Genomic DNA, 25005 nt, shown 5'->3' on the forward strand with positions numbered 1-25005 from the left:
CTTGAGAAAGTCGTGTCACACAATGATTTCGATGAGCGAGATTCCCATTACGCCCGTAACAAGGACGTCAGGGCTGTCGCGGCGCTATTTCGCCTGCTATTTGACTTGGCGTTTCTCAAGTTTGCGGGCCAGGGTGCGGCGATGCATGCCGAGCCGCCTTGCGGCTTCCGAGATGTTGAAATCGGTCTCGATCAGGGTCTGATGAATCCGCTCCCACTCCAGCGTCTTGATCGAGGTCGAGCGATCTCCGAGCGCGACCTGCGGATTGCCCTGCGCCTTGCGAAACGCCTCCTCGATATCGTCGGTGTTGGAGGGTTTCGCCAGATAGTGGCAGGCACCGAGCTTGATGGCTTCGACCGCCGTTGCGATGCTCGCATATCCCGTCAGTACGACGATCAGCATCTGCGGGTCGTGTGCGTGCAGCATCTCGACACAGACGAGCCCCGATGCACCACCGAGCTTGAGGTCGACGACGGCATATTCGGGTGATCTGAGTTTCAGGATCTCGCCGACCTCGTCGTACGACGCGGCGACCACGACGTCGTAGCCGCGTCGTTCGAACGAGCGCTTCAGGGTGCGCGCAAAACCTTCATCGTCTTCGACGATCAGCAGGGATCGGTCACTCACCACCACGCTCTCCAATCGCAAGCATCGACAGCGGCAGGGACAGCCGCACGGTGGCGCCGCGGCCGCGATGGTTCCAGGCCGAAACGACGCCGCCGAGCTTGCGGATCACATTGACGACCAGGAACAGGCCGAGCCCGCCGCCCGGCCGTCCCTTGCTGCTCTGATACGGGCGGCCGAGCTGGGCGAGGATCGCCCGGTCGAAGCCGGGGCCGCGATCGCTGATGCTCAGAAGCAGCATGTCGCCGTCGCGCTCGACCACGAGTTCGACCCAGTCGCGCGACACCTCGTAGGCGTTGTCGAGCACATTGACGATCGCCTGTTTCAGCGCGACGTCGGAAACGATCGCAATGTCGTCACCGAACTCATTCCGAAAGATCAGATTGCGCGCTGACCGCGCCCCGCGCCATTCGTCGACCAGGCCCGCAAGGAAGGTCTTCAACGTGGTCGGTGCCGATCCCTCGCCGCGCGCCTGCCCGGCCGACACCAGGATATCCGTGACGATGGCTTTGCAGCGCTGCACGGAGGCTTCCATGTCGGCGAAATCATCGGCAAGCGCCGGATCGGACGCGATCGCCGGCATGCGCCGCCAGTCATTGAGGATCACCGAGAGCGAGGCCAGCGGCGTACCGAGCTCATGCGCAGCGCCCGAAGCGAGCAGGCCCATCCGGATGATGTGATCCTGCTCAGCGGCATGCTGGCGCAAGGCGGCCAGCTTGGCGTCGCGCTCGCGCAGGTTCCGATTGATGCGGGTGACGAACACGACGAGCAGAACCGCATCGAGCACGAAGCCGACGAAGGTGCCGGTGATATAGAGGCTGAAGACATCGCTGGCGCTATGATGCGGCAGCAGCAGCGGCCGATAGGAGACGATCAGCCAGATGAAGCTCACGCAGCTCAACGCCACCAGCGACCAGGTCGAGCGCGCGTCGAGCAGCACGGCGCCGAGCGTCACCTGCAGCAGATAGAGGCAGGTGAAGGGGTTGGAGGCGCCGCCGGCGAGATGAAGTTCAGCCGTCAACGCCACCACGTCGAGCATCAGGGCGATCAGGAGGTGACGGTTGCTGACGTCATCGCGATATTGCAGCCAGATCTGGCTCGCCACATTCAACGCGATCAGCGCGCCGATGACAGCAGCCATCGGCGGGAGCGGCAGGGTGATATCGAACCACCAGGAGACGAACGCGATGGTCGCCACCTGTCCGAGCACCGCCATCCAGCGCAGCTGGATCAGCAGCGCCATGTTCTTGCGGTTGGTCGCATCCGCCGCCAGCGGCGGTGGCCCGAATGCATCTGCGGCATTGGCTGCAGCCGGCAAGGCCGCGGCTTCGTTCCTCATGACCATTCCCGAAATCGGATCGTGTCGACAACATGTCAACCCGAGAGCTGGCCTAGCAGAAGACACTGAGCTTGTCCCAAGAGTCCGTTCCAAGCCTCGTCCTACGGCTGTTGGCTAGCTTACGCCCTGCGCGGCACGGTCGGGAGAACCGCGCGTACCGAAAACACGGTGCAGTCCGGCACCGCCCAGCATGACGGCAAGCGCAAACCAGGTCAGCGCATAGACCAGGTGATTGTTCGGAAAGGAAACGACGGTCAGGCCGCCCCGCGGCCAGCCGCCCGGATTGGGTGTCGCATCGGCATCGATGAAGAACGGCGCAACCTGCGGCAGGCCGCGCGTCGCGGCGATCGCCGCGACGTCACGCGAGTACCATCGATTGGCGGCGGGATCGTTCCGGCGCAGGAAGCCGCCGCCGGGCTCGGAGATCCTGAGCAGCCCCGTGATGTCCACCGCCCCAGCCGGGTTCCCCTCGCCTCGCGTGGCCGGATGGCGCCGTTCCACCGGGACGAAGCCGCGATTCACCAGCACAATGGCGTGATCGGGCGTCTCAAGCGGGGTGACGACCCAATAGCCAGGGCCATCGACTGTCAGCGCCTGCACCAGGGTCTCGCGCTCTTGCAGGAAACGCCCTGTCACGGTGACGCGCCTGTATTCATCGTCGGCGCGGTTGACCGCCGGCCAAGCCGCCGGTCCCGGCATCGGCGATGGATCGGCATGAACGCGGTGCTCGACCCGGTCGATCAGATCGAGCTTCCAGACCCGTCGCTCGATCTGCCAGACGCCCAGCGCCAGCAGCAGGGCAACACAGGCGACCCACGCGAGACCGAGCAGCAAGGACACCGGCCGGCGCATCTTGCGGCGGTCGCGATCGGTCCCCTCTGGCTCGGCCCCCTCCGTGGGAGGCTCGGTCACGGCGCTGGGCTCATCTCGTGCATCGGCATCATGTTGGTGGTCAGATGCTGCATCACCCACAAGGAACCGCTCAGCGCGATCACGACCACGATGATGGTGAAGATCAAAGCCATCATGCTCCAGCCGCCTTCCGAGCGGGTGTTCATGTGCAGGAAGTAGACCATATGGACCACGACCTGCAGAGCCGCCACCGCCATGATCACCAGCGCGGTCACCTGCTTATCCAGGGTTCCGCTCATCACCAGCCAGAACGGCAGCGCCGTGAGGACGACCGAGGCGGCAAAGCCGATCCACAGATCGGAACGCGTGCCGTGGCTATGGTCCCCCGCGGTGCCATGGCCGTGGTCGTGAACCTGGGCTTCGGCGTGGACATCCGTGCTCATCGCAGCATTCCCATGAGGTAGACAACGGTGAAGACGCCGATCCAGATGACGTCGAGGAAGTGCCAGAACATACTCAGGCAGAACAGCCGGCGGCGGTTGCTCTCGATCAGCCCATGCAGCCGGACCTGCACAATCAACGTGACCAGCCAGATCAGGCCGAAGGTGACGTGCAGGCCGTGGGTCCCGACCAGCGTGAAGAACGACGACAGGAACGCGCTGCGCTGGGGCGTCGCGCCCTCATGGATCATGTGGGCGAATTCGGAGAGCTCGATGCCGAGAAAGCCGAGGCCGAACAAACCGGTCACGACAAGCCATGCCATCATCGCCCCGACGCGGGATTGCCCCATGGCCAGCATCGCCAGGCCGTAAGTGAGCGATGACAGCAGCAGGAACGTGGTGTTGACCGCGACCAGCGACAGGTCGAACAGATCCTTCGGCGCCGGACCCGCGGCATATTTCCCGCCGAGCACGCCATAGACGGCGAACAGCATCGCGAAGATGAGGCAGTCGCTCATCAGGTAGATCCAGAAGCCCAGCATGGTGCTGTGGCCTTCCGCGTGCTCGTGCTCGTCGACGACGTAGAAGACCGGCTCGCCGGCCTTCATCGATCCCATGGCAATGGTCATGACTTCGCTCCTGCCAGCAGCTCGGTGCGGGCGCGCTCGGTGCGCACGACCTCGTCGGCGGGGATGTTGAAACTCTGGTGATAGTTGAAGGTGTGGCGGATCGCGACCGCGAGCAGCGCGATGAAGCTCACCCCCGCCAGCCACCAGATGTACCAGATCAGGCCGAACGCCATCGCGGTCGCAAGCCCGGCGAGGATGACCCCGGTGCCGGTGTTGCTCGGCATGTGGATCGCCTTGAAGCCTGCGAGCGGCCGCGCATAGCCGCGGCGCTTCATGTCCCACCAGGCATCGTTGTCATGCACCACCGGCGTGAAGGCGAAGTTGTAGGCCGGCGGCGGCGACGACGTCGCCCATTCCAGGGTGCGGGCGTCCCACGGGTCCCCGGTGACGTCGGCGAGCTTCTCGCGGCGGAGCACGCTGACCGCGATCTGGATCAGGAAGCAGGCGATGCCGCAGGCAATCAAAAGTGCGCCGATGCCGGCAATCACGAACCAGATCTGCAAGGACGGATCGTCGAAGACGCGCAAGCGCCGGGTCACGCCCATCAGGCCGAGCACGTAGAGCGGCATGAAGGCCAGGTAGAAGCCAACCACCCAGAACCAGAACGACAGCTTGCCCCAGAACACGTCGAGCTTGAAGCCGAATGCCTTCGGGAACCAGTAGCCGATGCCGGCGAACAGGCCGAACAGCACCCCTCCGATGATCACGTTGTGGAAGTGCGCGACCAAAAACAGGCTGTTATGCAGCACGAAATCGGCCGGCGGCACCGCCAGAAGCACGCCGGTCATGCCGCCGATCACGAAGGTCAGCATGAAGGCGACCGTCCACATCATCGGCAGCTCGAAACGGATGCGGCCGCGATACATCGTGAACAGCCAGTTGAACATCTTCGCGCCCGTCGGGATCGAGATGATCATCGTGGTGATGCCGAAGAACGAGTTGACGCTCGCGCCCGATCCCATCGTGAAGAAATGGTGCAGCCAGACCAGGTAGGACAGGATGGTGATGACGACCGTGGCGTAGACCATCGAGGTGTAGCCGAACAGCCGCTTGCCCGAGAAGGTCGAGGTGACTTCGGAGAAGATGCCGAAGGCCGGCAGCACCAGGATGTAGACCTCCGGATGGCCCCAGATCCAGATGAGGTTGACATACATCATCGGATCGCCACCAAAATCATTGGTGAAGAAGTTGGTGCCGACGTAACGGTCGAGCGACAGCAGCGCGAGCACCGCAGTCAGCACCGGAAACGAGGCCACGATCAGCACGTTGGTGCAGAGCGAGGTCCAGGTGAACACCGGCATCCTCATCATGGTCATGCCGGGCGCGCGCATCTTCACGATGGTGCAGATCAGGTTGATGCCGGATAATGTCGTACCGACGCCTGCGACCTGTAGTCCCCATATGTAGTAGTCGACGCCGACGTCCGGACTGTAGGCGAGATTCGACAGCGGCGGATAAGCGAGCCAGCCAGTGCGTGCGAACTCGCCGATGAACAGGGACGCCATCACCAGCACCGCGCCGCCCACCGTCATCCAGAAGCTGAAATTGTTGAGGAACGGGAACGACACGTCGCGCGCGCCGATCTGCAGCGGCACCACAAAGTTCATGAGCCCGGTGACCAGCGGCATCGCCACGAAGAAGATCATGATCACGCCGTGCGCGGTGAAGACTTGGTCGTAGTGATGCGCCGGGAGGAAGCCTTCCGAGCCGTTGAAGGCCATCGCCTGCTGCATGCGCATCATCAGCGCATCGGCAAAGCCACGCAGCAGCATGACAATGCCGAGCACCATATACATGATGCCGATGCGCTTGTGATCGACGCTGGTGAACCATTCGCGCCACAGATAGGCCCAGAGCCGGAAGTAGGTGACGGCGCCAAGCAGCGCGATGCCGCCGAGCGCGACCACGGCGAAGGTGCCGACGATGATCGGCTCGTGCAGCGGCAGCGACTCCAGCGTGAGCCGTCCGAAGATCAGCCTGGTGAGATCGTGCGTATCAACCATGGTGCTATCTCACGAATCCGATTTGGAGCTGCGTCCGAACAAGAATGAGGTCGAGGACTTCCGCGCGGAGCCGGGACGCGCCAGGCCGTAACCGCGCAGCGGCGTTCCATCGACCGGCGCGGGAACGATCGTCGAGGCGTCCGACATCCGGCCGACCTGGTCACCCGGCAGGCAGACGCCGCCGGCGACATAGCTGGGCTCGAGTCCGAACACGGCGCCGCGCGCCGCCAACTTGTCGTAGGTCAGCGGCAGCGTGTTGCCGATGCCGGCAAGGCCCATGCCGCCCTTGGCGTCGATCGCCATCATCTCACTGGTGCACATCTTGCCGGTCTCGACGCACATGTTGAGGATCGCCGGGAACAGCTCCTCATCGACAGGCGTATAGAAGCGGACGGGCTCGTTCTCGCTGGGACGCTCGAGCGCCAGATATTCCTGTCGGCCGAGCCGGCTGGCGCCGGCGGACTTCGCCTTCGCGATCCACTGGTCGAAATCGCCGTCGGCCAGCGCCTGGAAGGTGAAGTGCATATGCGAGAAGCCGGCGCCGGAGTAATTGGCGGAGAATCCGCGATAGTTGCCGGGCGCGTTGATGACGGCGTGCAGCCGCGTCTGCATGCCCGGCATCGCATAGATCTGGCCAGCCAGCGCCGGAATGTAGAACGAGTTCATCACCGAAGAGGCCGTGATCTTGAAATCGAGCGGCCGATTGACCGGCGCTGCGAGTTCATTGACGCTGGCGACGCCGTATTCGGGATAGATGAACAGCCACTTCCAGTCGAGCGCGACGACATCAACTTCCAACGGCTTGAGATCCGGGTTGGTCGGACGATCGGCGGCAATGCGGCCGAGCGTGCGATAGGGATCCAGCAGATGCGTGCCCATCCAGGTCACCGCGCCGAGGCAGATGATGATCAGGAGCGGCGCCGCCCAGATCAAAAGCTCAAGCTGGGTCGAATGATCCCAATCCGGCGTGTAACGGGCTGTCGTGTTCGACTGCCGGTAGCGCCAGGCGATCAGGGCGGTCGCAACCATGACCGGCACCACGATCAGCAGCATCAAGACGGTAGCGATGACCACGAGATCACGCTGTTGCGCCGCCACGTCGCCCGCCGGCGTGAGAACGACGAAGTCGCACCCGCCAAGGGCGAAGCCAAGCGGCAATAAAGCCAATAGTTTCAGATAGCGCACGCTTAACCCCATCAAGCGACGGATTTTTTTCGCCCGAGAGGTACCCATGCTGCAGCGCATCCAACATTGGACAATTTGTCCAATACCGGGCCGATGGCCGCGCGGCCAAACACAGCTTGGGCGCAAGGCCCGGCAGGACCACTTCAAGGCAGGAATCGTGATGACACAGGCGGCGGCAACGGCTGATGCGATCCCCGGCGCTTCCCATGGCCACGGGGCCAATCCGGGCGAGATCGCCATCGGCGTCATCGTCGGACGCACATCGGAATTCTTCGACTTCTTCGTCTACGCCATCGCCTCGGTGATCGTGTTCCCGCGGCTCGTGTTTCCGTTCGCCGACGATCTGCACCAGACTCTTTATTCCTTCGCGCTGTTTGCGCTGGCCTTCATCGCCCGGCCGGTCGGCAGCGTGATCTTCATGGCGATCGACCGCCGGCACGGCAAGAACGCCAAGCTGATCACCGCGCTGTTCCTGCTCGGCACGTCGACGGTCGCGATTGCCTTCCTGCCGAGCTACCACACCATCGGAGCTGCCGCGATCTGGCTCCTGGCGCTGGCGCGCATCGGCCAGGGCCTCGCCTGGGGCGGCAGCTGGGACGGCATGGCCTCGCTGCTCGCGATGAACGCGCCGGAAAGCCAGCGCGGCTGGTATGCGATGATCCCGCAACTCGGCGCGCCGCTCGGCCTGATCGTCGCCAGCACGCTGTTTGCGTTCTTCGCCGGCTATCTGTCCGCCGCCGACTTCTTCGACTGGGGCTGGCGATACCCGTTCTTCGTCGCCTTTGCGATCAACGTGGTCGCGCTATTTGCGCGGCTGCGCATGGTGGCGACGCCTGAATATGCCGGGCTGTTCGAGAGCCGCGAGTTGCAGCCGGCCCGCGTCTCCAACACCATCCGACATGAGGGTCGCAACATCGTGATCGGCGCGTTTGCACCGCTCGCGAGCTTCGCCCTGTTCCACATGGTCACCGTGTTTCCGCTCTCCTGGGTGTTCCTGTTCACGCGCGAGAGCCCGACGCGCTTCCTCGTGATCGAGACCATCGGCGCCATGGTCGGCGTGATCGCGATCATTGCCTCCGGCCTGCTCGCCGACCGGATCGGACGCAAGCCGCTGCTGATGGGCTCGGCAATTGCCATCGCGGTGTTCTCGGGCTTTGCCCCGCAGCTGCTCGATGCCGGCACCATCGGTGAGTCCATTTACATGGTGCTCGGCTTCATCCTGCTCGGGCTGTCGTTCGGCCAGTCGTCGGGTGCGATCGCCTCCAACTTCGCGCGCGCCTATCGCTACACCGCCTCGGCGCTGACCTCCGACCTCGCCTGGCTGTTTGGCGCTGGATTCGCCCCGCTCGCCGCGCTGCTGCTGGCTGCCAATTTCGGGCTGATGTCCGCCGGCGCCTACCTGCTGTCGGGTGCGATCTGGACGGTGCTTGCGCTGTGGCTCAGCGGGCCGGAAAAAATTCAGCGCTGACGCAACGCCGCGGATGGCTTTCGCTGGCCTACTCCGCGGCCGTCAGGCGATCCGCGAGGCTTTGCGCATCCAAATTTCGCGCAGGCGGTTCGTGTCGCCCAAGCTGAAGGTAGCTTGCATCGAAGCCGCTCAGTTCGGACAGCCGCTCCGCGTCGAGGATGCTGAGGCTTTTGCCGTCGAAGCTGATCAGCCCGTCCGAACGAAGGCTTTGCAGCACCCGGTTGACATGTACCGATGACAGGCCGGCCGTATCAGCCAGGTCCTGCTGCGTCAGCGGCAATTTGTAGGAGTCCCCACTCGTCAGGCCTGCCGCGCGCAACCTGATCAACAGTTCGCAGAACAGGTGAGCCAAATTGCTGCGGGCGTCACGTGCGCCCAGATTGACCAGCCATTCGAACAGCACGGCTTCATCCGCCAAGGCCGCCGACCACAAGGCGCGCGCCAGCAGCGGCCGGGCCGCCATCCGCTCGATCTGTTCGCGCGGAATGCGCGCGACCCGACACTCCGACAGGGTCGCGACCGAATGATCCATTTCGGACAGAAGCCCCAGACGAAGATCGCAGAAATCGCCTGGCAGGAGAAAGGCCACCACCTGGCGCCGGCCCTCGGATGTGATCTTGTAACGGCAGGCCATGCCTTCCACGATCACGTGCACATGGTCGGAATTGTTGCCTTCGCAAACAATATCGCAACGGGCGCCGATCCGATCGACTGATCTTGTCACTTGATCGAGGAGCACCCTCTCCTCAGCTCCGAGCCTGACATAGCGCTCGAGTTTGCGCGTGAGACGATTCACAGTGTCCTCCCGCCGTGAACCTGTTGAAGACATTGGATGAGGCGGATCGGCAAACGTTCGAGAACGCTCCGTTCGATATTTCAGCCGCCCCGACATTCGGCCGCGACAGTTCCAATTCGACGCGCATAACGCCCGAGGGCAGAAAAGGTTCGACAAGAGGTTCAAAGAAACTTGGGAGCCTCCCCCGGACCGGAGGCATGGCGGGTCATGGAAGTTCCCTTCAAGAACGCGAACAAACTCATTGGGAAAGTCAGGTCGGCCGCGCTGGCGCGGTGCCGTCCTGGCTAATGTCCAAGCGCGGAGCCACCCGCCTCGCGACCCGGGACGGTCAAACGAACCGCATGACCCTGGCGGATCGCAAGCGAAGCCGCAGCGGCTGCCGTTTCAAAGGCGGCTTCTTTCGTCGCGTACTCTCCCTTGATCTCGCCGTCGTGCAGCACGCCCCATTGGTCCCGAACCGACACGATCGCGTACTCAGCGACACCCATTCCGACCTCCTCGGGCTCAAGCCGAGTGCAACTCGAGCAACCCGGCGAAGTTCCAGAGATGTTCCGGATCATGGATGTAGTCAGTTCCCACCGTGAAAAGGACGCGCTGCAGTGCGCCATCTAACAAAGGTTAAAGACGAATCGTACTTACCCCTTAGCATCTCGGTCGGGCGGGACATCGCATCAAACAGGTCCGAGTATGCAAAGTGGGTTTCCATTCACCAAATTCGCAGACCGACTCGCCAGCCTTGTCGAACTCTCCTCCGACGACGTCGATCTGCTTGCCAAGATGCCCGCCACCATCGGCCATTTCGGGTCCCGTGACATCGTGGCCCGCAAAGGCGACCGCCCCACGGTCTGCTGTCTGCTGTTGCAGGGCTATCTTTGCTGGACCGTCGACTGTGAAAGCCAGCAGCAGATCACCTCGCTGCACGTTCCCGGCGACATACCTGATCTTCAGGCCCTCTCCGCCCCGCTGCTCCAATTCGATCTGACCGCGTTCGGGCCAGTCGTGGTCGCCTTTGTGCCGCACCGATTTTTTCGCGAACTAAGCGAGGCCTCGGCGCGGCTGTCCCGCGCCTTGTCGCTCCTGATGCTGACGGATGTCTGGTGTCTGCGGAACTGGATCTGCAATCTTGCGACGCGGGATGCGCTGGCGCGCGTCGCCCATCTGCTTTGCGAGCTGACAGTCCGACTGCAAGCCATCGGCCAAGCCCGGGATTTTCGGTTTCTCTCGCCCTTCACGCAGACCGACCTCGCCGCAGCTTGTGCGATCTCGGCCGTCCATGCCAATCGGACCATTCAGGAATTGCGGCGCCGGAAATTGTTGCAGTGGAACTCGCGAACGATCGAGATCACCGACTGGTCCGGCCTCGTGCGACTTGCCGGATTTCAGCCGGACTATCTCGGCCTGCGCAAGCCGTCGCTGCAGGAAGCGAAGGATTTCAACGCATCCTTGGCTGAAATCCGCATCTAACACGGCGTCAAAGCTGGTAGCGGCCCAGCCGGTCCTGCAGTGCCACACGGATTCGTCCGACGACGCCGCTCCAATCTCCTGCGACATCCTGATGAAACAAGCGCACGCTGGGATACCAATAGGTCCGCTCGCCGATCACCGGCCAGCGCCAATCGCACTCCGAATGCAGCATCACCCAGGCCTCGACACCCAAGGCTCCGGCCAGATGCGCTGCCATCGTATCCACTGAGATCACGAGGTCGAGCCGTCGCATGCGGCAGCCGAGTTCGTTCAGGTTGGCCGTGCTGATGTCGATCGCGCCGATATCGGAAGCGGCCGTGGCCGCCTCGCCGCGCTGAAGCGAATAGAGCTGGACGTCCGGCGCCTGGATCTCTTTGAGCAGCGCGGGCGGTACCGCGCGCCTGATGTCCCAAGCTCCTCCTTCCCAGACCAGCCCCACCGCGAGCCGCTCTTGCCTGGGCACAAATCCGGCATCTTCGGTCATGAGGTCCGTCTTAGGCCTCAGATAAGGGCGCGGCATCGCGGCCTCGCGCATACTGGCGCGCAGCGCGTGCGGCGCTTCCATGATCTCGATATCCGTGTCGAACTCCACCTCCGGCGTCCCATCGTGAAGGGCGACGACCCGATCGACGCCGTGCACGTTCGCGACGAGGCTGACCAGCTCGGGCTGGCACCAGACGGTCACCTCGCGCGCCATCCGCCGCAGCGGCGCCATGAAGCGAATGAATTGGATGGTGTCACCGAGACCATGATAGCAGCGCACGAGCACGCGGCGCCCCCTCAACTCTTCGCCCCGCCAGATCCGCTGCAGATGGCGCGGCCCGACGTGCTTGTCAGCCCCCGCCTTCGGTAGCGCTGAGAGATCGGCATCGGAAATCTCCCAGGCCCGCGCAAAGTCTCCGGCGCGCATCGCTGCGACCCAATCGCGTGCATTCGTCTCTTCTGAGACCGACTGTTCGATTGTGTTGGCGATCCCCATCTCAAATGCCAGGTGATTTTCTGATCATGCGGTAGTTCCTCTTTATGCGTGCTCACCGGGGCGTAATCGTTGCGCTCAACGCGCCTAAGCTTGGTTCGTTCGCAAGAGCGATGAGAACCGCCATCTTCATCATCTTCTTCTACTTCTTAGGTCGTTCCATCAACGCAATGCGATACGTTATACTATGTTAGGTGTTTTGCTTGTTTGCACGCCAAGCTGCGCCTTCCGTGCACCCGCGCCGCCTTTCGCCAGGAACAAACCCATCCCTGTCCACGTTCGCGAACGTACTTACGTTTAGGTGAAAGGACAGCGCGCGATGCATTCACGTCTTCAAGATCGACGCCGCATTCGCGTCGGCATCGTCGGCGTGGGAAACTGCGCGAGTTCTTTCGTCCAAGGATTGACCTATTACCGAGATGCAAAATCCAACGAACCCGTCCCTGGGCTGATGAATGCCGAGATCGGCGGCTATCATATCGGCGACATCGAGATCTCGTCGGCCTTCGACGTGAACGCCAGCAAGGTCGGACGCGACATTGCGGAGGCGATCTACACCACGCCGAACAACACGCACCGTTTCGCCAATGTTACCGAGACCGGCGTCATCGTCCAGCGCGGCCCCGTGCTCGATGGGATCGGGCAGTATCTGAAGGATGAAATCCCGATCGCGCCGGTGGACCAAGCCGACGTCGCGGACGTGCTGACGAAGTCGCGGACCGATATCCTGGTGTCCTATTTGCCGGTCGGCTCGCAGCAAGCCACCGAATGGTATGCCGAGCGCGCCATCGAGGCCGGCTGCGGTTTCGTCAACTGCATTCCAGTCTTCATCGCCTCCGATCCCGCCTGGCGCAGCCGCTTCGAGCAGGCCGGACTTCCGATCATAGGTGACGACATCAAGAGCCAGGTCGGCGCCACCATCGTGCACCGCATGCTTGCCAATCTGTTCCGGGAGCGTGGGGTGCGGCTGGATCGCACCTATCAGCTCAATGTCGGCGGCAATACCGACTTCAAGAACATGCTCGAGCGGGAGCGGCTGACCTCGAAGAAGATATCGAAGACGCAGGCCGTGACCAGCCAGTTCGATGTGCCGCTTGCGGCTGATAACATCCATGTCGGGCCGAGCGACCATGTGCCGTGGCTGACGGACCGAAAGCTCGCCTACATCCGGCTGGAGGGAACAACTTTCGGCGGCGTCCCCCTGTCTGCCGAACTGAAGCTCGAAGTCTGGGATTCGCCGAACTCGGCCGGCGTCGTCATCGACGCGGTGCGCTGCGCCAAGCTGGCAATGGACCGCGGCGTGGCCGGCGCGCTGACGGGACCCTCCAGTTATTTCATGAAATCGCCGCCGCAACAATTCACCGATGAGGAAGCGCGGCGGCGGACGCGCGCCTTCATCGACGACAAGGCGTGAGGCCTGAGGATGGCCGACATCATTCATCTCATTCGTCACGGTGAGCATGCCCTGCTCGGCCGCATGCTGTGCGGCCGGATGGCCGGGATCGGGATTGATGAGTTCGGTCGGCAGCAGATGGCGGCCTGCGCAAGCCGGCTCTCGCCCCAGCCGTCCATGATTCAATCGAGCCCGCGGCTTCGCGCATTGCAGTCGGCAAACATTCTCGCCGAGCCGTTCCGGCTGCCCGTCGAGGTCGTCTCGGACATGGACGAGATCGACGTCGGTGACTGGACTTCCGCGTCGTTCGTCGAGCTCGATCGCGATCCGCACTGGCTGCGCTGGAACGCCCGGCGCGGCTCGACTGCTCCACCGAACGGAGAGAGCATGCAGGCGCTGCAGGCACGGGTGGTGCAACATCTCATGAGTCTTGCACGGGAGACACCATGCCAAGTCGTGGCGATCGTCAGTCACGCCGAACCGATCCGCGCCGCGCTGTTGCATTTTGCGGGCGTTCCGCTCGACGATTTCCTCTCGATCGAGGTTGCGCCTGCGAGCATCAGCACGTTGATCCGAGACCGCGAGCGCCTGCGCGTCGCGGAAATCAATCAGAAGGTGCCGGCGTGAAGATCGTCATTTTCGGCCTCACCATCTCCTCCTCCTGGGGCAACGGCCACGCCACGCTGTGGCGCGGGCTCTGCAAGCATCTGATCCGCGCCGGACATCACGTCACCTTCTTCGAACGGGACGTTCCCTATTATGCCGGTGCGCGCGATCTCCATGAGCTGGCAGGCGGCCGGCTGGAACTGTTCTCGCGGTGGCAGGATATCAGAACGACCGCGCGCGCCGAGCTGCGCGACGCCGATGCAGCGATCGTCACCTCCTATTGCCCTGACGGTATCGATGCCACGGACCTCGTCCTCGATCAGGACCACGCATTGCGCGTGTTTTATGATCTCGATACACCGGTAACGCTGCAGGCGTTGCGCGCTGGAGAGCCGGTTTCCTACATCGGGCCGCGCGGGCTTGGCGAGTTCGACCTGGTCTTGAGCTTCACCGGCGGGGACCGGGTGCGGTGCGAATTCGCCGAGCGGCTCGGCGCGACCGATGTCGTCCCCTTCTACGGCCATGTCGACCCGGATGTTCACCGTCCCGGCGAGCCGCAGCCGCACTATCGCGCCGCGTTGTCCTATCTCGGAACCTATGCCGCTGATCGTCAGGACACGCTCGAACGCCTGTTTGTCGAAGCGGCGCGACGCCGCCCCGAGCTGCGCTTTCTGATCGGTGGCGCGCAATATCCGCCGGACTTTCCCTGGTCGAACAACATCTATTTCGTCAGGCATCTTCCGCCCGCAGAACACCCGGCTTTCTATGCGTCCTCCCGATTGACGCTGAACGTGACGCGGCGGGCGATGGCGGAGATGGGCTGGTGTCCGTCGGGACGCCTGTTCGAGGCCGCGGCCTGCGGCGTACCGATCCTGAGCGACCGCTGGGAGGGCCTTGAGCACTTCTTCATCCCGGGCGAGGAGATTCTGCTCGCAGAGGACACGGATGACGTGCTCCGTGCCATCGATCTGAGCGACGCCGAACTGCACAGCCTCGCGCGGCGCGCGCGCGACCGGGTGCTCGCGCAGCATAGCTCGGCGCAACGTGCAACGGAGCTCATCGCCCTGTTCGCACAGACGCGATCGCGTCCATCGCCTATGCGCGCAACCTTGGAGGCCTGATCATGTGGGGCGTCGTTCCCGCGGCCGGTCGCGGCAGCCGCATTCAGCCATTGGCGTTCTCGAAGGAGCTGCTGCCGGTCGGCAGCCGCAGCGATAACGGTGTCGACCGGCCCTGCGCCGTCTCCGAATATCTGCTGGAGCGGCTGATCCTCGGCGGCGCCAAGAAGATCTGCTTCGTCATTTCTCCGGGCAAATCGGACATCCTGGAATATTTCGGCGACCGCTATCAGGATGCCGAGCTCGCTTATGTCGTCCAGCCGCAGGCCGCGGGACTGTGTGACGCGGTCTTTCGTGCTGGAACCGTGGTTGGCGACACCGATGACGTCCTGGTTGGCCTTCCGGATACGGTCTGGTTTCCCAATGATGCGCTCGGCGCACTGCCCTCGGCGGCGTTGTCATTCCTGCTGTTTCCGGTCGAGCATCCGGAATTCTTCGACGCCGTCGTGCTCGACGGCACCGCAGTCCGTGAGATCCAGGTCAAGCAGCACAATGCGCGCTCGAACTGGATCTGGGGTGCCTTCAAAATGTCGGCCCAAGGCTTTCGCGATCTGCACCAGCTTTGGAGGCAGCGCGACTGTCGCGACGAATATTTCGGCACGCTGGTCAACTTCTATCTCGCATCCGGCGGCCGCGGCATCGGCGTGAAGGCCGGCGAATCCTACGTGGATGTCGGCACCATCAACGGCTACCGCACCGCCATTGCGCTGCTCGCCGCGCGCGATGCGGACGCGCAACGCGCCAGGCTGTGGGCGGCGTCGCCAACGGAGCTTCAGGATGCACCGGCTCACGAACTGGCCGGAGGTGCGTCATGAGCGCGGACAGGTTTTCGACCGAGGAAATCCGCGCGCGGGTCGATGCCCTTGGACCGTGGTTTCATAACCTCGATCTGAAGGGCGTGCCGACGGCGCCGCGCCATTTTCTCGGCGACTATCCCAATGTGAAATGGCGGCGCTTTTCATCGGTCATCCCGGCCGACCTCAACGGCATGACCGTGCTCGACATCGGCTGCAATGCCGGCTTTTACGCGATGGAGATGAAGCGGCGCGGTGCGAAGCGCGTGCTCGGCCTCGATACCGAGGACGAGTATCTGGCGCAGGCGCGCTTCGCTGCCGAAGTGGAAGGATTGAACATCGAGTTTCGCAAGATGTCGGCCTATGACGTCGGCGATCTCCACGAGACATTCGATCTCGTGATCTTCATGGGCGTCCTCTATCATCTGCGGCATCCGCTGCTGGCCCTCGATCTGATTCACGAGCACGTGGCCCGCGACCTCCTGCTGTTCCAGTCGATGCAGCGCGGCCAGAGCCGGATCGATCCGCTCGAGGATGATTACGACTTCTGGACCACCGAACCGTTCGACAGTCCCGGCTATCCCCGCCTTCATTTCGTCGAGCACAAATACGCCGAGGATCCCACCAATTGGTGGATCCCGAACCGCGCCTGCGTCGAGGCCATGCTCCGGAGCGCTGGATTTCGCATCACCGCGCATCCCGAAGAGGAAGTCTATCTCTGCCGGCGCATCAACCGGCCACAAAACGAAGGTCCGGTCTATCCATCGCGAGGCAACGGCCGATGATCGAAGCCGCCAAGATCTGGAACGAGCCCAACAACAAGTCGCACTGGGATATCCTGATCGATCCCGAATGGGACAAATTCGCCGAGCTGGCGATCGTGGCCGGACAAGCCATTCGCGCGGTGCACCCGACGCTGCCCCGCGTGCTCGGCGGTCTCTCGCCGATCGACCCGCGCTTCATGGAGAACATGAAAACCCGGGGCGTGCTCGACCACGTCGATGTCGTCGCGGTTCATGGCTTTCCGCTCGACTGGAATCTGTGGCAGATTCAGGAATGGCCCGACAAGCTCGCCGAGATCCAGGCGCTGGTCCCGCATCCGGTATGGGTGACCGAAGTCGGCGTCTCCTCCTTTGGGGCTGACGAGGTGCAGGCGTGGGGCCTGAAGCGAACCGTGGAACTGCTCGCGGGCCACGCGCCGCGCATCCACTGGTACAGCCTCTACGACCTGCCGAAGACATGGGAGGCGACGACCCGCCATCGCGAAGCCGAGGGTTCGTCCTACTACCGGCACTTCCACATGGGACTGTTGCGCGAGGACGGAACGCCGAAACCGGCGCTCGACGTCTATGCCGAGTATGCATCCACGATGGGCTTGTGCCAGTGGTTTCACTTCGAGGATCATCGGCTCGATGACGCCGTTCGCTGGATGCGCCGGCTCGGCGTCAGGCACTTGAGGACCGGCTTGTCCTGGGCTGACAGCTTCCGCCCGAACGCGCGCGATTGGTTCGACCGCCAGATGGAGGCGCTGGCTGAATTCGAAATCACCGTGACGTTCTGCTTCACACCCGAACATCGCGGCATCGCGCCGCACCACACCAGCCCCCCGCTCGACCCGCAGGAATTCGCCGACTTCTGCGCGACAATGATCCAGCGCTATTGCCCGGCGCCCGCAAGCCGGCCGTCAACCCATAACCACAGAGAACCGCTATGCGCGCCATGATCCTGGTCATGGATTCCGTCGGCATCGGCGGCGCGCCTGACGCCGCGCAGTACGGCGATCAAGGCGCCGATACCATCGGTCATATTGCGGAAGCCTGCGCGCGCGGCGACGCCGACAGCAACATCCGCGCCGGTCCGCTATCGCTGCCCCATCTTGTCGAGCTTGGTCTTGGCCAGGCCTGCCGTCTCGCCACCGGACGCTGCCCGCCGGGGCTGACACAACCATCGGCCAGGCTGGCGCTCTATGGCAGCGCGATCGAGCAATCCAAGGGCAAGGACACGCCGTCGGGCCATTGGGAGATTGCCGGTGTGCCGGTGTCGTTCGAGTGGGGCTATTTCCCCAAAACCATTCCGTGCTTTCCGAATGAGTTGATCGCCCGGCTGTGCCGCGACGCGGAGCTTCCCGGCATTCTCGGCAATCGGCATGCCTCCGGAACCCAAATCATCGCAGAATTGGGCGAACTCCATCTGAGGACCGGACAGCCGATCTGCTATACCTCGGCCGACAGCGTGTTTCAGATCGCTGCCCATGAAGAGGCTTTTGGACTCGATCGGATCTACGACGTCTGTGCAATCGCGCGCGAACTGCTGGAGGGAATGAACATCGGCCGGGTCATCGCCCGCCCCTTCGTCGGCACCGGCCCTGACAATTTCAGGCGCACCGCCCATCGCCGCGACTATGCCGTGCCTCCGCCGGAACCAACCCTCCTCGATATCGCCTCGGCTCAAGGCCGCGACATCATCACGATCGGCAAGATCGGCGACATCTTCGCGCATCGCGGCACCGGTCTGAACAAAAAAGGCGACGGCAACGCCGAACTGTTCGATCGCACGATCGAGGGCTGGAACGAACTTGACGACGGCGGCCTGTTGTTCGCCAACTTTATCGACTTCGACAGCGTCTACGGACATCGCCGCGATATCGCGGGCTATGCCGCGGCGCTGGAAGCATTCGACGCGCGACTGCCGGCCCTCATCAGCCGTCTCACGACTGACGACCTCCTCATCATCACCGCGGATCATGGCTGCGATCCAACCTGGCCTGGCAGCGATCACACGCGTGAGCAAGTTCCTGTCCTGGCACTCGGCTGCGCCGTGACCACCCCCATCGGCCGACGCAACGGCTACGCCGATATCGCCGCAACCGTCGCGCGGCATCTCCAGCTGCCGGCCATGCATCACGGGATGCCATTCTAAGCTGTTTGTTCAAATTGCTCACCTATTCGAGATTTCACCTAAGTTAGTAATTCCAACTAGGAAATATTTGTTTGTAGGCCCATTCAGGAACCAACATTCCTTCCGCCGCTTCTCTCCGGGAGTGACCGACGCACATGCATTTCAAGCGTGCGGCGAGTCCGCCTCCGGATCGCGACACCCCAGTGTCGTTGATCGATCCGAGATCATTTCAACCTGGGAGAGGAGAGCCGGCGAATGGCACGAGTCCTGATTACCGGAGGAGCTGGGTTCATCGGCTCTCACGCCGCCAATGAGCTGCTCGGCGCGGGATATGATGTTCGGATCCTCGATAATCTCGCGCCGCAGGTTCATGGGCCCGAACGCAACCGGCCCGGCTACCTGAGCCAGGACGCCGAACTCATTGTCGGAGATGTCGCTGATCCCCTCACTGTCGAACGCGCATTGCGCGGAGCCGATATGGTTCTGCACCTCGCCGCAGTGGTCGGCGTCGGCCAGAGCATGTACCACATCGACGACTACGTCCGCACCAACGAGCTCGGCACGGCCGTTCTGCTGCAGGCGCTGGCCAAGCATCCGGTCCAACGTCTGGTCGTTGCGTCCTCGATGAGCATCTATGGCGAAGGCCTGTGCCGCACCACCGCTGGCGCTGACGTCGCGCCGGAGGAGCGCAGTCTCAATCAGCTCAAACGCGCCGATTGGGAGCTCTATGATTTCCGCGGCGAGGCCTTGCAGCCCGTTCCAACGCCGGAGGCCAAGCAGCCGACGCTCAGCTCAATCTACGCGCTGAACAAATATGCTCAGGAGCGCATGTGCCTGATCACCGGCAAGGCTTATAACATCCCGACGGTCGCGCTGCGCTTCTTCAACGTATTCGGACCGCACCAGGCGCTGTCGAACCCTTACACCGGCGTGCTCGCGATCTTCGCGGCCCGTCTCTTGAACAGCCGATCCCCGCTCGTGTTCGAGGACGGACTGCAGCGGCGCGACTTCGTGCACGTTCACGATGTCGCGCGCGCCTGCCGTCTTGCGCTGGAGACGTCTCACGCCAACGAAGCCTTCAACATCGGCTCGGGCACGAGCCGGAGTATCGTGTCAGTCGCGCGCGATCTCGCTTGCGTCATGGGCCGCGGCGATATCGCGCCAACTATCACCGGAAAATATCGCGCGGGCGATATCCGCCACTGCTTTGCAGACCTGGACAAGAGCCGAACCTTGCTTGGCTTCGAGCCGCGCGTTCGCTTTGAAGACGGGCTCGACGAGCTCGCGCGCTATCTGGCCGGCCAGATCCCGGACGACCAGGCCGAACAGGCCACCGAAGAATTGCTGCGGCGAGGATTGGTTGCATGACACTGAGTGCTGCTGGCAAAAAATCTGTTCTGATCACGGGCGGCTGCGGATTCATCGGCTGCAATCTCGCCGACCGGCTCGCTTCGCGTGGCGACAAGGTTGTCGTGCTCGACAATCTCGTCCGCGCCGGTGTTCGCGAGAATGCGCAATGGCTCAAGTCGCGACATGCCGACCGGATCAGCGTCGTGGTTGGAGACGTGCGTGACCCCATCACCGTGATCGATGTGGTTCGCGAGGCCGGGGCCGTGCTGCATCTGGCAGCCCAGGTTGCCGTAACCAGCAGCCTCCAAACTCCAATTGATGATTTCGAGATCAACGCGCGCGGCACCCTGAATGTGCTCGAAGCGGTCCGGCTGCACAATCCGGCCGTGCCGGTGGTGTTCGCATCGACCAACAAGGTCTATGGCCGGCTGATCGACAATTCACAGATCCGTCGCGACGGCACGCGCCATGTTCCGCGCGATGCAAGCCTCGCGCATGGCATCGCTGAAGACACCCCGCTCGATCTCTACAGTCCCTACGGCTGTTCGAAAGGCACCGCCGACCAATATGTCCGCGACTACGCTCGGATCTTCGGCCTGAATACGGCCGTGCTGCGCATGAGCTGCATTTATGGGCCGCGGCAATTCGGCAACGAGGACCAGGGCTGGATCGCGCATTTTTTGCTCTCGGCGCTTCGCGGCGAAAAGCTGACGATCTATGGCGACGGCCTGCAGGTGCGGGACGCGCTTTACGTTGCCGATGCTGCCGACGCCTGGATCGGCGTGCTCGACAATATCGAACGCGTCAGCGGACGCATCTTCAACCTCGGCGGAGGTCTCTCCAATTCGATCAGCCTGATTGAACTCATCGCGATGATCCAACAGATCAGCGGCAAGCGGCCTGCGTTCAACTTTGCGGAATGGCGGCCCGGCGATCAGCCCTGGTATGTGAGCGATATCAGCTCGCTCGGCGCCGCCATCGGCTGGACGCCTGCCACGCCTCTCGCGGACGGATTGCAACACCTGCAAGGCTGGCTGGAAGGCCGCTTCGGGCGCGTGGCAGGGGGGCAGGAGGCGCTGGCATGACCCGCGTCGCGCTGATCAATCCGCCCTGGAATTTCAACGGCAGCATCTATTTCGGTTGCCGTTCGCCGCATCTGCCGCTCGAGCTCGGCATTGCCGAGCATAACCTGCGTGAAGCCGGACACGCGACACTGCTGCTTGACGCGCATATGTTTGCCCTGTCGCTGCGCGACATCGAAGCGGAGCTGCGGGCCTTTCGCCCGGATCTCATCGTGATCACGACGGCGCCGACCTATTTGTTCTGGCGTTGCGCGCCGCCCGAGTTGCGCGTGCCGCAACAATTGACCCGCGCCATCAGCGATTTGGCTCCCACCCTCGTCGCCGTAGGGCCGCATGGCTCCACGACGCCGCGGTCGGTGCTGAGGAAGCTCGACGTCGACATCGTGGTCATGGGCGAATGCGAGCAGGCCCTGCTGCGGCTCGCCGATGGCGAACGCGACTTCCCCGGCCTGGCGTTCCGGGAGAACGGCGAAATTCGTGTGAATGGCGGGCCGCAGGCCGCCAAATTCATCGACCAGCCCGCGCTGGTCTGGCCTGACGAGATGGTGCGCCGTCACCATCATCATCACCACCGTTTTGACGCAGAGCCGATCAGGCCCGGCGCCGAGGTGGAAGCATCGCGCGGCTGCCCCTATCACTGCACGTTCTGCGCCAAGGACAATTTCCGCAATGCCTATCGCAGGCGGCCTGCCGCTGCGGTGCTCGATGAGGTCGATCATCTTTCTCGGCAGAACGCGGAATATATCTATTTCATCGACGAGATCTTTCTGCCGAACAAGGAGCTCCTGCAAGGCCTGGTAGCTCGCGGGCTCAAATTCGGGGTGCAGACCCGCATCGATCTATGGAAGCCCGACATGCTCGAGCTGCTCGGGCGCGCCGGTTGCGTGTCGATCGAGGCCGGCATCGAGAGCCTGACCGTCGAAGGCCGGGCTGCGCTCGAGAAGAACTGCAAGATGGACACCGATCAGCTCGCGGATCGGCTCGTCGAGGCCCGCAAGCACGTCCCCTTCGTGCAGGCCAATCTGATCGAAATGCCGCAGGACGACGATCCGGTCGTGCAGCGCTGGCGCCAGCGCATGCTCGACGCCGGGGTCTGGGCCAACGATCCCGTGCCGCTTTATCCCTATCCGGGATCGCCGGATTACCGGAAGCTCTGGGGCGAGCCCGATGATCTCGCCTGGGAGCGCGCACACACGCATTATCTCGCGTTGTTCGATCGTTTCAGTGACGTGCAGGAGGCGCGCCCGGTCCCGCTGAGCGCACTGGAATTGCAGGAGGCGTCGTGACCCGCTCGCTCGGCCTTCGAATCATGATGACCACGGACGCGGTCGGCGGTGTCTGGACCTACGCGACGGCGCTGTCGGCAGCACTGGCCGATCGCGGCGCCGATGTCACGCTCGTTACCATGGGCCCTGCGCCCCGCCCTGACCAGCGCAGCATGGTTCATGACAAGGTCGACGTCATCGAGACGGATCTCGCACTCGAGTGGCAGGATCCCGAAGCAGAGGACATCGGACGGGCGCGGCGCAAATTGCGCGAACTGGAGACGCAGCTGCGGCCCCACGTCATCCATCTCAACAGCTATCGTGAGGCGACCTTCGGCTGGATCGCCCCTGTCATTGTCGCCGCGCATTCCTGCGTCAATTCCTGGGGCCGTGCCTGCAACGACAGCGAATGGCTCCGTGAGCCGCGATGGCGCCGCTACAGCGAGCTGGTGGCCGCCGGCCTTGACGCGGCGACCGCATGGGTTTGCCCCAGCGCGGCCCATCGCGCTGCTGTCGACGAAATCTACCATCCGAGCCGTGCTGGCGCCGTCATATGGAACGGCATCGCCGCAGCATTGCAGCCGGAGCCGAAGCACAACGTGATCCTTGCGGCCGGCCGGATGTGGGACAAGGCAAAAGGCTTGTCGACGCTCGTCGAGACAGCAAACAACGAGGCAGCAGACAATCAGCCTGGGGACGAGGTGCGCTGGCCGATCCTAGTGGCTGGCGAAGCCGGGCAGCATGAGGCGGGCAGCATTCAGTTCCTTGGCGACCTGCCGCAGGCCGATCTCCACCGGCTGATGCGACGCGCCGCGATCTTCGCAAGTCCTGCGCTCTACGAGCCGTTCGGGCTCGCGGTGCTGGAAGCTGCATCGGCCAGATGCGCGCTGGTGTTGTCCGATATCCCGAGCTTCCGCGAACTCTGGGATCACGCTGCGCTGTTCGTTCCGCCCGGCGACTCCGATCAGTTGGGCGCCGCATTCGATCCGCTGATCCAAGACGAGACGCTGCGTCTGGATCTCCAGAGCGCGGCGCTGACGCGCGCCAAGACCTATTCGCTCACCCGAATGGTGGATGGCTATCAGCAGCTCTATTCAGCATTGAGAGGCGCTGCGGCGTGCGGCCCGCGGAGCATGGGAGCCGTCGCATGAAATGCGTCCTGTTCTACCACGCGTTCACGTCCTGCTGGAACAATGGCAATGCGCATTTCCTGCGCGGTGTGGCACGCGAGCTTACCGAATTGGGCCACCAGGTTGTCGTCCACGAACCCGCCGACGGCTGGAGCCGCCTCAATGCGCTCGCCGAAGGCGGCGAGGACGCGCTGCACCAGGTCCCTGCCCTGTTCCCGCAAGTTGAAATCCGGTCGTATGATCAATCCATCGACCTCGATCACGCGCTTGAGGGTGCGGATCTGGTGCTGGTTCACGAATGGAATCCGCCCGAGCTGATCGCGCAGATCGGCGCGCGCCGTCGCCGCGGCGGGAGTTTTGCCCTGCTCTTCCACGACACGCATCACCGCGCCGTCAGCAAGCCGGACGAGATGGCGCGGTTTGATCTCGACGGCTTCGACGGCGTGCTCGCCTTCGGCGAGGTGCTGCGCCAGATGTATCTGCGTCTCGGCTGGGCCGACCGCGCCTTCACTTGGCACGAAGGCGCCGATACCGCGCTCTATCGACCGTTGCCACAGATCGAGAAACGGTACGACGTGGTGTGGATCGGCAATTGGGGCGACGACGAGCGCAGCGCCGAATTGCGCGAATATCTGATCGCGCCGGTTGCCGCGCTGAAGCTGCACGGGAAGATCTACGGCGTGCGTTACCCGCAGGACGCGCTGGATGCAATCCAGGCGGCCGGCATCGACTATGACGGCTGGCTGCCAGCGCATCGCGCGCCCGAAGCCTTTGCCGGCGCGCATGTGACAGTGCACGTGCCACGCGGGCCTTATGCGCGCACGCTGCCCGGCATCCCTACCATCCGCATGTTCGAAGCGATGGCCTGCGGCGTTCCGATCGTATCCGCGCCCTGGGACGATTGCGAACAGCTGTTTACTGCCGGCTCCTATTTGCGCGCCGATAGCGCCGCGCAAATGCAAGCCTGCCTTCGCCGCCTGATCGAGGATCGCGAGCTCGCCCGGGAGATGGCCGCTGAAGGCTTGCGCCTGATCCGGGAGCGGTACAGCTGCCGGCATCGGGTGCGCGAACTGCTCGATATCGTCGATACTCTCCGTGGCCAGCGCTTCCAGCCGTCGGCACCTGCCCTGAATGAGGAAGCCGTTTCATGAAGCTCTGTTTCTTCGGCTCAAGTCTGGTCTCTTCCTATTGGAACGGCGCCGCGACCTACTACCGCGGCCTGCTGAAGGAGATCGCGAGGCTCGGATACGATATCACCTTCTATGAGCCCGATGCGTTCGAGCGGCAGGCGCATCGCGACATCGCCGATCCGCCCTGGGCACGCGTGCGCGTCTATCCGGCCACGGCCGAGGGCTGGCAGGCCGCGCTCGATGAGGCTGCGCGCTCCGCCGATCTCCTGGTCAAGGCGAGCGGTGTGGGCGTGTTCGATGCCGAGCTCGAGGCTGCCGTCATCGGCATTCCGTCGAAAGCCCTGCGCCTGTATTGGGATGTCGATGCCCCGGCTACGCTGGATGCGATTGCCGCCCGTCCGGACCACCATCTGCGCCGCGCCATTCCGCACTATGACCTGGTGCTGACCTATGGCGGCGGTGA

24 protein-coding genes and 1 pseudogene are annotated in these 25005 nt (G+C 63.4%); 15 read left to right on the forward strand and 10 right to left on the reverse strand.

All coding sequences use genetic code 11. From position 1 onward, the window contains the following. Positions 1-96: 96 nt before the first annotated feature. From BRAS3843_RS34055 to cyoA, 7 genes are all read right to left on the reverse strand, one after another. On the reverse strand, positions 97-630 hold the full coding sequence (locus BRAS3843_RS34055; RefSeq protein WP_035983749.1) for a response regulator transcription factor: 534 nt from the start codon (positions 628-630) through the stop codon (positions 97-99). Then, positions 620-1963, reverse strand: coding sequence for an ATP-binding protein (locus tag BRAS3843_RS34060; protein ID WP_008973782.1), 1344 nt, complete (start codon positions 1961-1963; stop codon positions 620-622). Before BRAS3843_RS34060 ends, BRAS3843_RS34055 begins: the two co-directional genes overlap by 11 nt. Before the next feature lie 114 nt (positions 1964-2077). Then, complete coding sequence (locus tag BRAS3843_RS34065) at positions 2078-2815, reverse strand: SURF1 family protein (RefSeq protein ID WP_050886579.1); 738 nt, start codon at positions 2813-2815, stop codon at positions 2078-2080. Positions 2816-2871: 56 nt separating this feature from the next. Then, positions 2872-3258, reverse strand: a complete 387-nt coding sequence (cyoD, locus tag BRAS3843_RS34070; protein WP_008973784.1) for a cytochrome o ubiquinol oxidase subunit IV — start codon at positions 3256-3258, stop codon at positions 2872-2874. Beyond that, entirely contained in the window at positions 3255-3884 is a 630-nt protein-coding gene (cyoC, locus tag BRAS3843_RS34075) for a cytochrome o ubiquinol oxidase subunit III (RefSeq protein WP_008973785.1), read from the reverse strand. Before cyoC ends, cyoD begins: the two co-directional genes overlap by 4 nt. Beyond that, complete coding sequence (gene cyoB / locus BRAS3843_RS34080; RefSeq protein WP_008973786.1) at positions 3881-5887, reverse strand: cytochrome o ubiquinol oxidase subunit I; 2007 nt, start codon at positions 5885-5887, stop codon at positions 3881-3883. The genes cyoC and cyoB overlap by 4 nt, the downstream gene beginning before the upstream one ends. Before the next feature lie 9 nt (positions 5888-5896). Beyond that, positions 5897-7072, reverse strand: coding sequence for a ubiquinol oxidase subunit II (gene cyoA / locus BRAS3843_RS34085; RefSeq protein WP_008973787.1), 1176 nt, complete (start codon positions 7070-7072; stop codon positions 5897-5899). 160 nt (positions 7073-7232) lie between these two features. Between cyoA and BRAS3843_RS34090 the strand changes: the two genes are divergently transcribed. After that, the gene (locus BRAS3843_RS34090) at positions 7233-8540 is read left to right on the forward strand and encodes an MFS transporter (protein ID WP_008973788.1); all 1308 of its coding nucleotides are present in this window, start codon (positions 7233-7235) and stop codon (positions 8538-8540) included. Between the two features lie 28 nt (positions 8541-8568). Here BRAS3843_RS34090 and BRAS3843_RS34095 read toward each other — a convergent pair whose 3' ends face one another. Both BRAS3843_RS34095 and BRAS3843_RS34100 read right to left on the reverse strand, forming a co-directional pair. Then, on the reverse strand, positions 8569-9432 hold the full coding sequence (locus BRAS3843_RS34095) for a Crp/Fnr family transcriptional regulator (RefSeq protein ID WP_347379599.1): 864 nt from the start codon (positions 9430-9432) through the stop codon (positions 8569-8571). Positions 9433-9620: 188 nt separating this feature from the next. Next, complete coding sequence (locus tag BRAS3843_RS34100; protein WP_035983716.1) at positions 9621-9824, reverse strand: hypothetical protein; 204 nt, start codon at positions 9822-9824, stop codon at positions 9621-9623. A gap of 199 nt (positions 9825-10023) precedes the next feature. Between BRAS3843_RS34100 and BRAS3843_RS34105 the strand changes: the two genes are divergently transcribed. Then, complete coding sequence (locus tag BRAS3843_RS34105; RefSeq protein WP_008973791.1) at positions 10024-10800, forward strand: Crp/Fnr family transcriptional regulator; 777 nt, start codon at positions 10024-10026, stop codon at positions 10798-10800. A 7-nt stretch (positions 10801-10807) separates the two neighbouring features. On the opposite strand, the gene BRAS3843_RS34110 is transcribed toward BRAS3843_RS34105, so the two are convergent. Then, positions 10808-11779 (reverse strand): hypothetical protein, encoded by a 972-nt coding sequence (locus tag BRAS3843_RS34110; protein WP_008973792.1) that lies wholly within the window; start codon positions 11777-11779, stop codon positions 10808-10810. A 316-nt stretch (positions 11780-12095) separates the two neighbouring features. Here BRAS3843_RS34110 and BRAS3843_RS34115 point away from each other — a divergent pair, with 316 nt between their 5' ends. From BRAS3843_RS34115 to BRAS3843_RS34175, 13 genes and pseudogenes are all read left to right on the forward strand, one after another. Then, entirely contained in the window at positions 12096-13190 is a 1095-nt protein-coding gene (locus BRAS3843_RS34115; protein WP_008973793.1) for an inositol-3-phosphate synthase, read from the forward strand. Positions 13191-13199: 9 nt separating this feature from the next. After that, positions 13200-13796 (forward strand): histidine phosphatase family protein, encoded by a 597-nt coding sequence (locus BRAS3843_RS34120; RefSeq protein ID WP_008973794.1) that lies wholly within the window; start codon positions 13200-13202, stop codon positions 13794-13796. Beyond that, positions 13793-14896 carry a glycosyltransferase gene (locus BRAS3843_RS34125; protein ID WP_008973795.1) on the forward strand — a complete coding sequence of 368 codons (1104 nt, stop codon included), beginning with the start codon at positions 13793-13795 and terminating at the stop codon, positions 14894-14896. Before BRAS3843_RS34120 ends, BRAS3843_RS34125 begins: the two co-directional genes overlap by 4 nt. A gap of 2 nt (positions 14897-14898) precedes the next feature. After that, positions 14899-15708, forward strand: coding sequence for a nucleotidyltransferase family protein (locus BRAS3843_RS34130; protein WP_008973796.1), 810 nt, complete (start codon positions 14899-14901; stop codon positions 15706-15708). Next, positions 15705-16472, forward strand: a complete 768-nt coding sequence (locus BRAS3843_RS34135) for a TIGR04290 family methyltransferase (RefSeq protein WP_008973797.1) — start codon at positions 15705-15707, stop codon at positions 16470-16472. Before BRAS3843_RS34130 ends, BRAS3843_RS34135 begins: the two co-directional genes overlap by 4 nt. Further along, positions 16469-17410, forward strand: a complete 942-nt coding sequence (locus BRAS3843_RS34140; protein ID WP_008973798.1) for a glycosyl hydrolase — start codon at positions 16469-16471, stop codon at positions 17408-17410. The genes BRAS3843_RS34135 and BRAS3843_RS34140 overlap by 4 nt, the downstream gene beginning before the upstream one ends. Next, complete coding sequence (locus tag BRAS3843_RS34145) at positions 17398-18606, forward strand: phosphopentomutase (protein WP_035983717.1); 1209 nt, start codon at positions 17398-17400, stop codon at positions 18604-18606. The genes BRAS3843_RS34140 and BRAS3843_RS34145 overlap by 13 nt, the downstream gene beginning before the upstream one ends. A gap of 234 nt (positions 18607-18840) precedes the next feature. Further along, a complete protein-coding gene (locus tag BRAS3843_RS34150; protein WP_008973801.1) occupies positions 18841-19953 on the forward strand; it encodes an NAD-dependent epimerase/dehydratase family protein in 1113 nt (370 codons plus the stop codon). After that, entirely contained in the window at positions 19950-21020 is a 1071-nt protein-coding gene (locus BRAS3843_RS34155) for an SDR family NAD(P)-dependent oxidoreductase (protein ID WP_008973802.1), read from the forward strand. Before BRAS3843_RS34150 ends, BRAS3843_RS34155 begins: the two co-directional genes overlap by 4 nt. Next, a complete protein-coding gene (locus tag BRAS3843_RS34160; RefSeq protein ID WP_008973803.1) occupies positions 21017-22303 on the forward strand; it encodes a TIGR04295 family B12-binding domain-containing radical SAM protein in 1287 nt (428 codons plus the stop codon). The genes BRAS3843_RS34155 and BRAS3843_RS34160 overlap by 4 nt, the downstream gene beginning before the upstream one ends. Beyond that, entirely contained in the window at positions 22300-23433 is a 1134-nt protein-coding gene (locus BRAS3843_RS34165; RefSeq protein WP_008973804.1) for a glycosyltransferase family 4 protein, read from the forward strand. Before BRAS3843_RS34160 ends, BRAS3843_RS34165 begins: the two co-directional genes overlap by 4 nt. Further along, positions 23430-24563, forward strand: coding sequence for a glycosyltransferase (locus tag BRAS3843_RS34170; protein WP_008973805.1), 1134 nt, complete (start codon positions 23430-23432; stop codon positions 24561-24563). The genes BRAS3843_RS34165 and BRAS3843_RS34170 overlap by 4 nt, the downstream gene beginning before the upstream one ends. Next, positions 24560-25005 (forward strand): annotated as a pseudogene (locus BRAS3843_RS34175) (hypothetical protein); the annotation flags it as partial. The gene BRAS3843_RS34170 and the pseudogene BRAS3843_RS34175, both read left to right, overlap by 4 nt.

The organism is Bradyrhizobium sp. STM 3843, assembly GCF_000239815.1.
Taxonomy (GTDB): domain Bacteria; phylum Pseudomonadota; class Alphaproteobacteria; order Rhizobiales; family Xanthobacteraceae; genus Bradyrhizobium.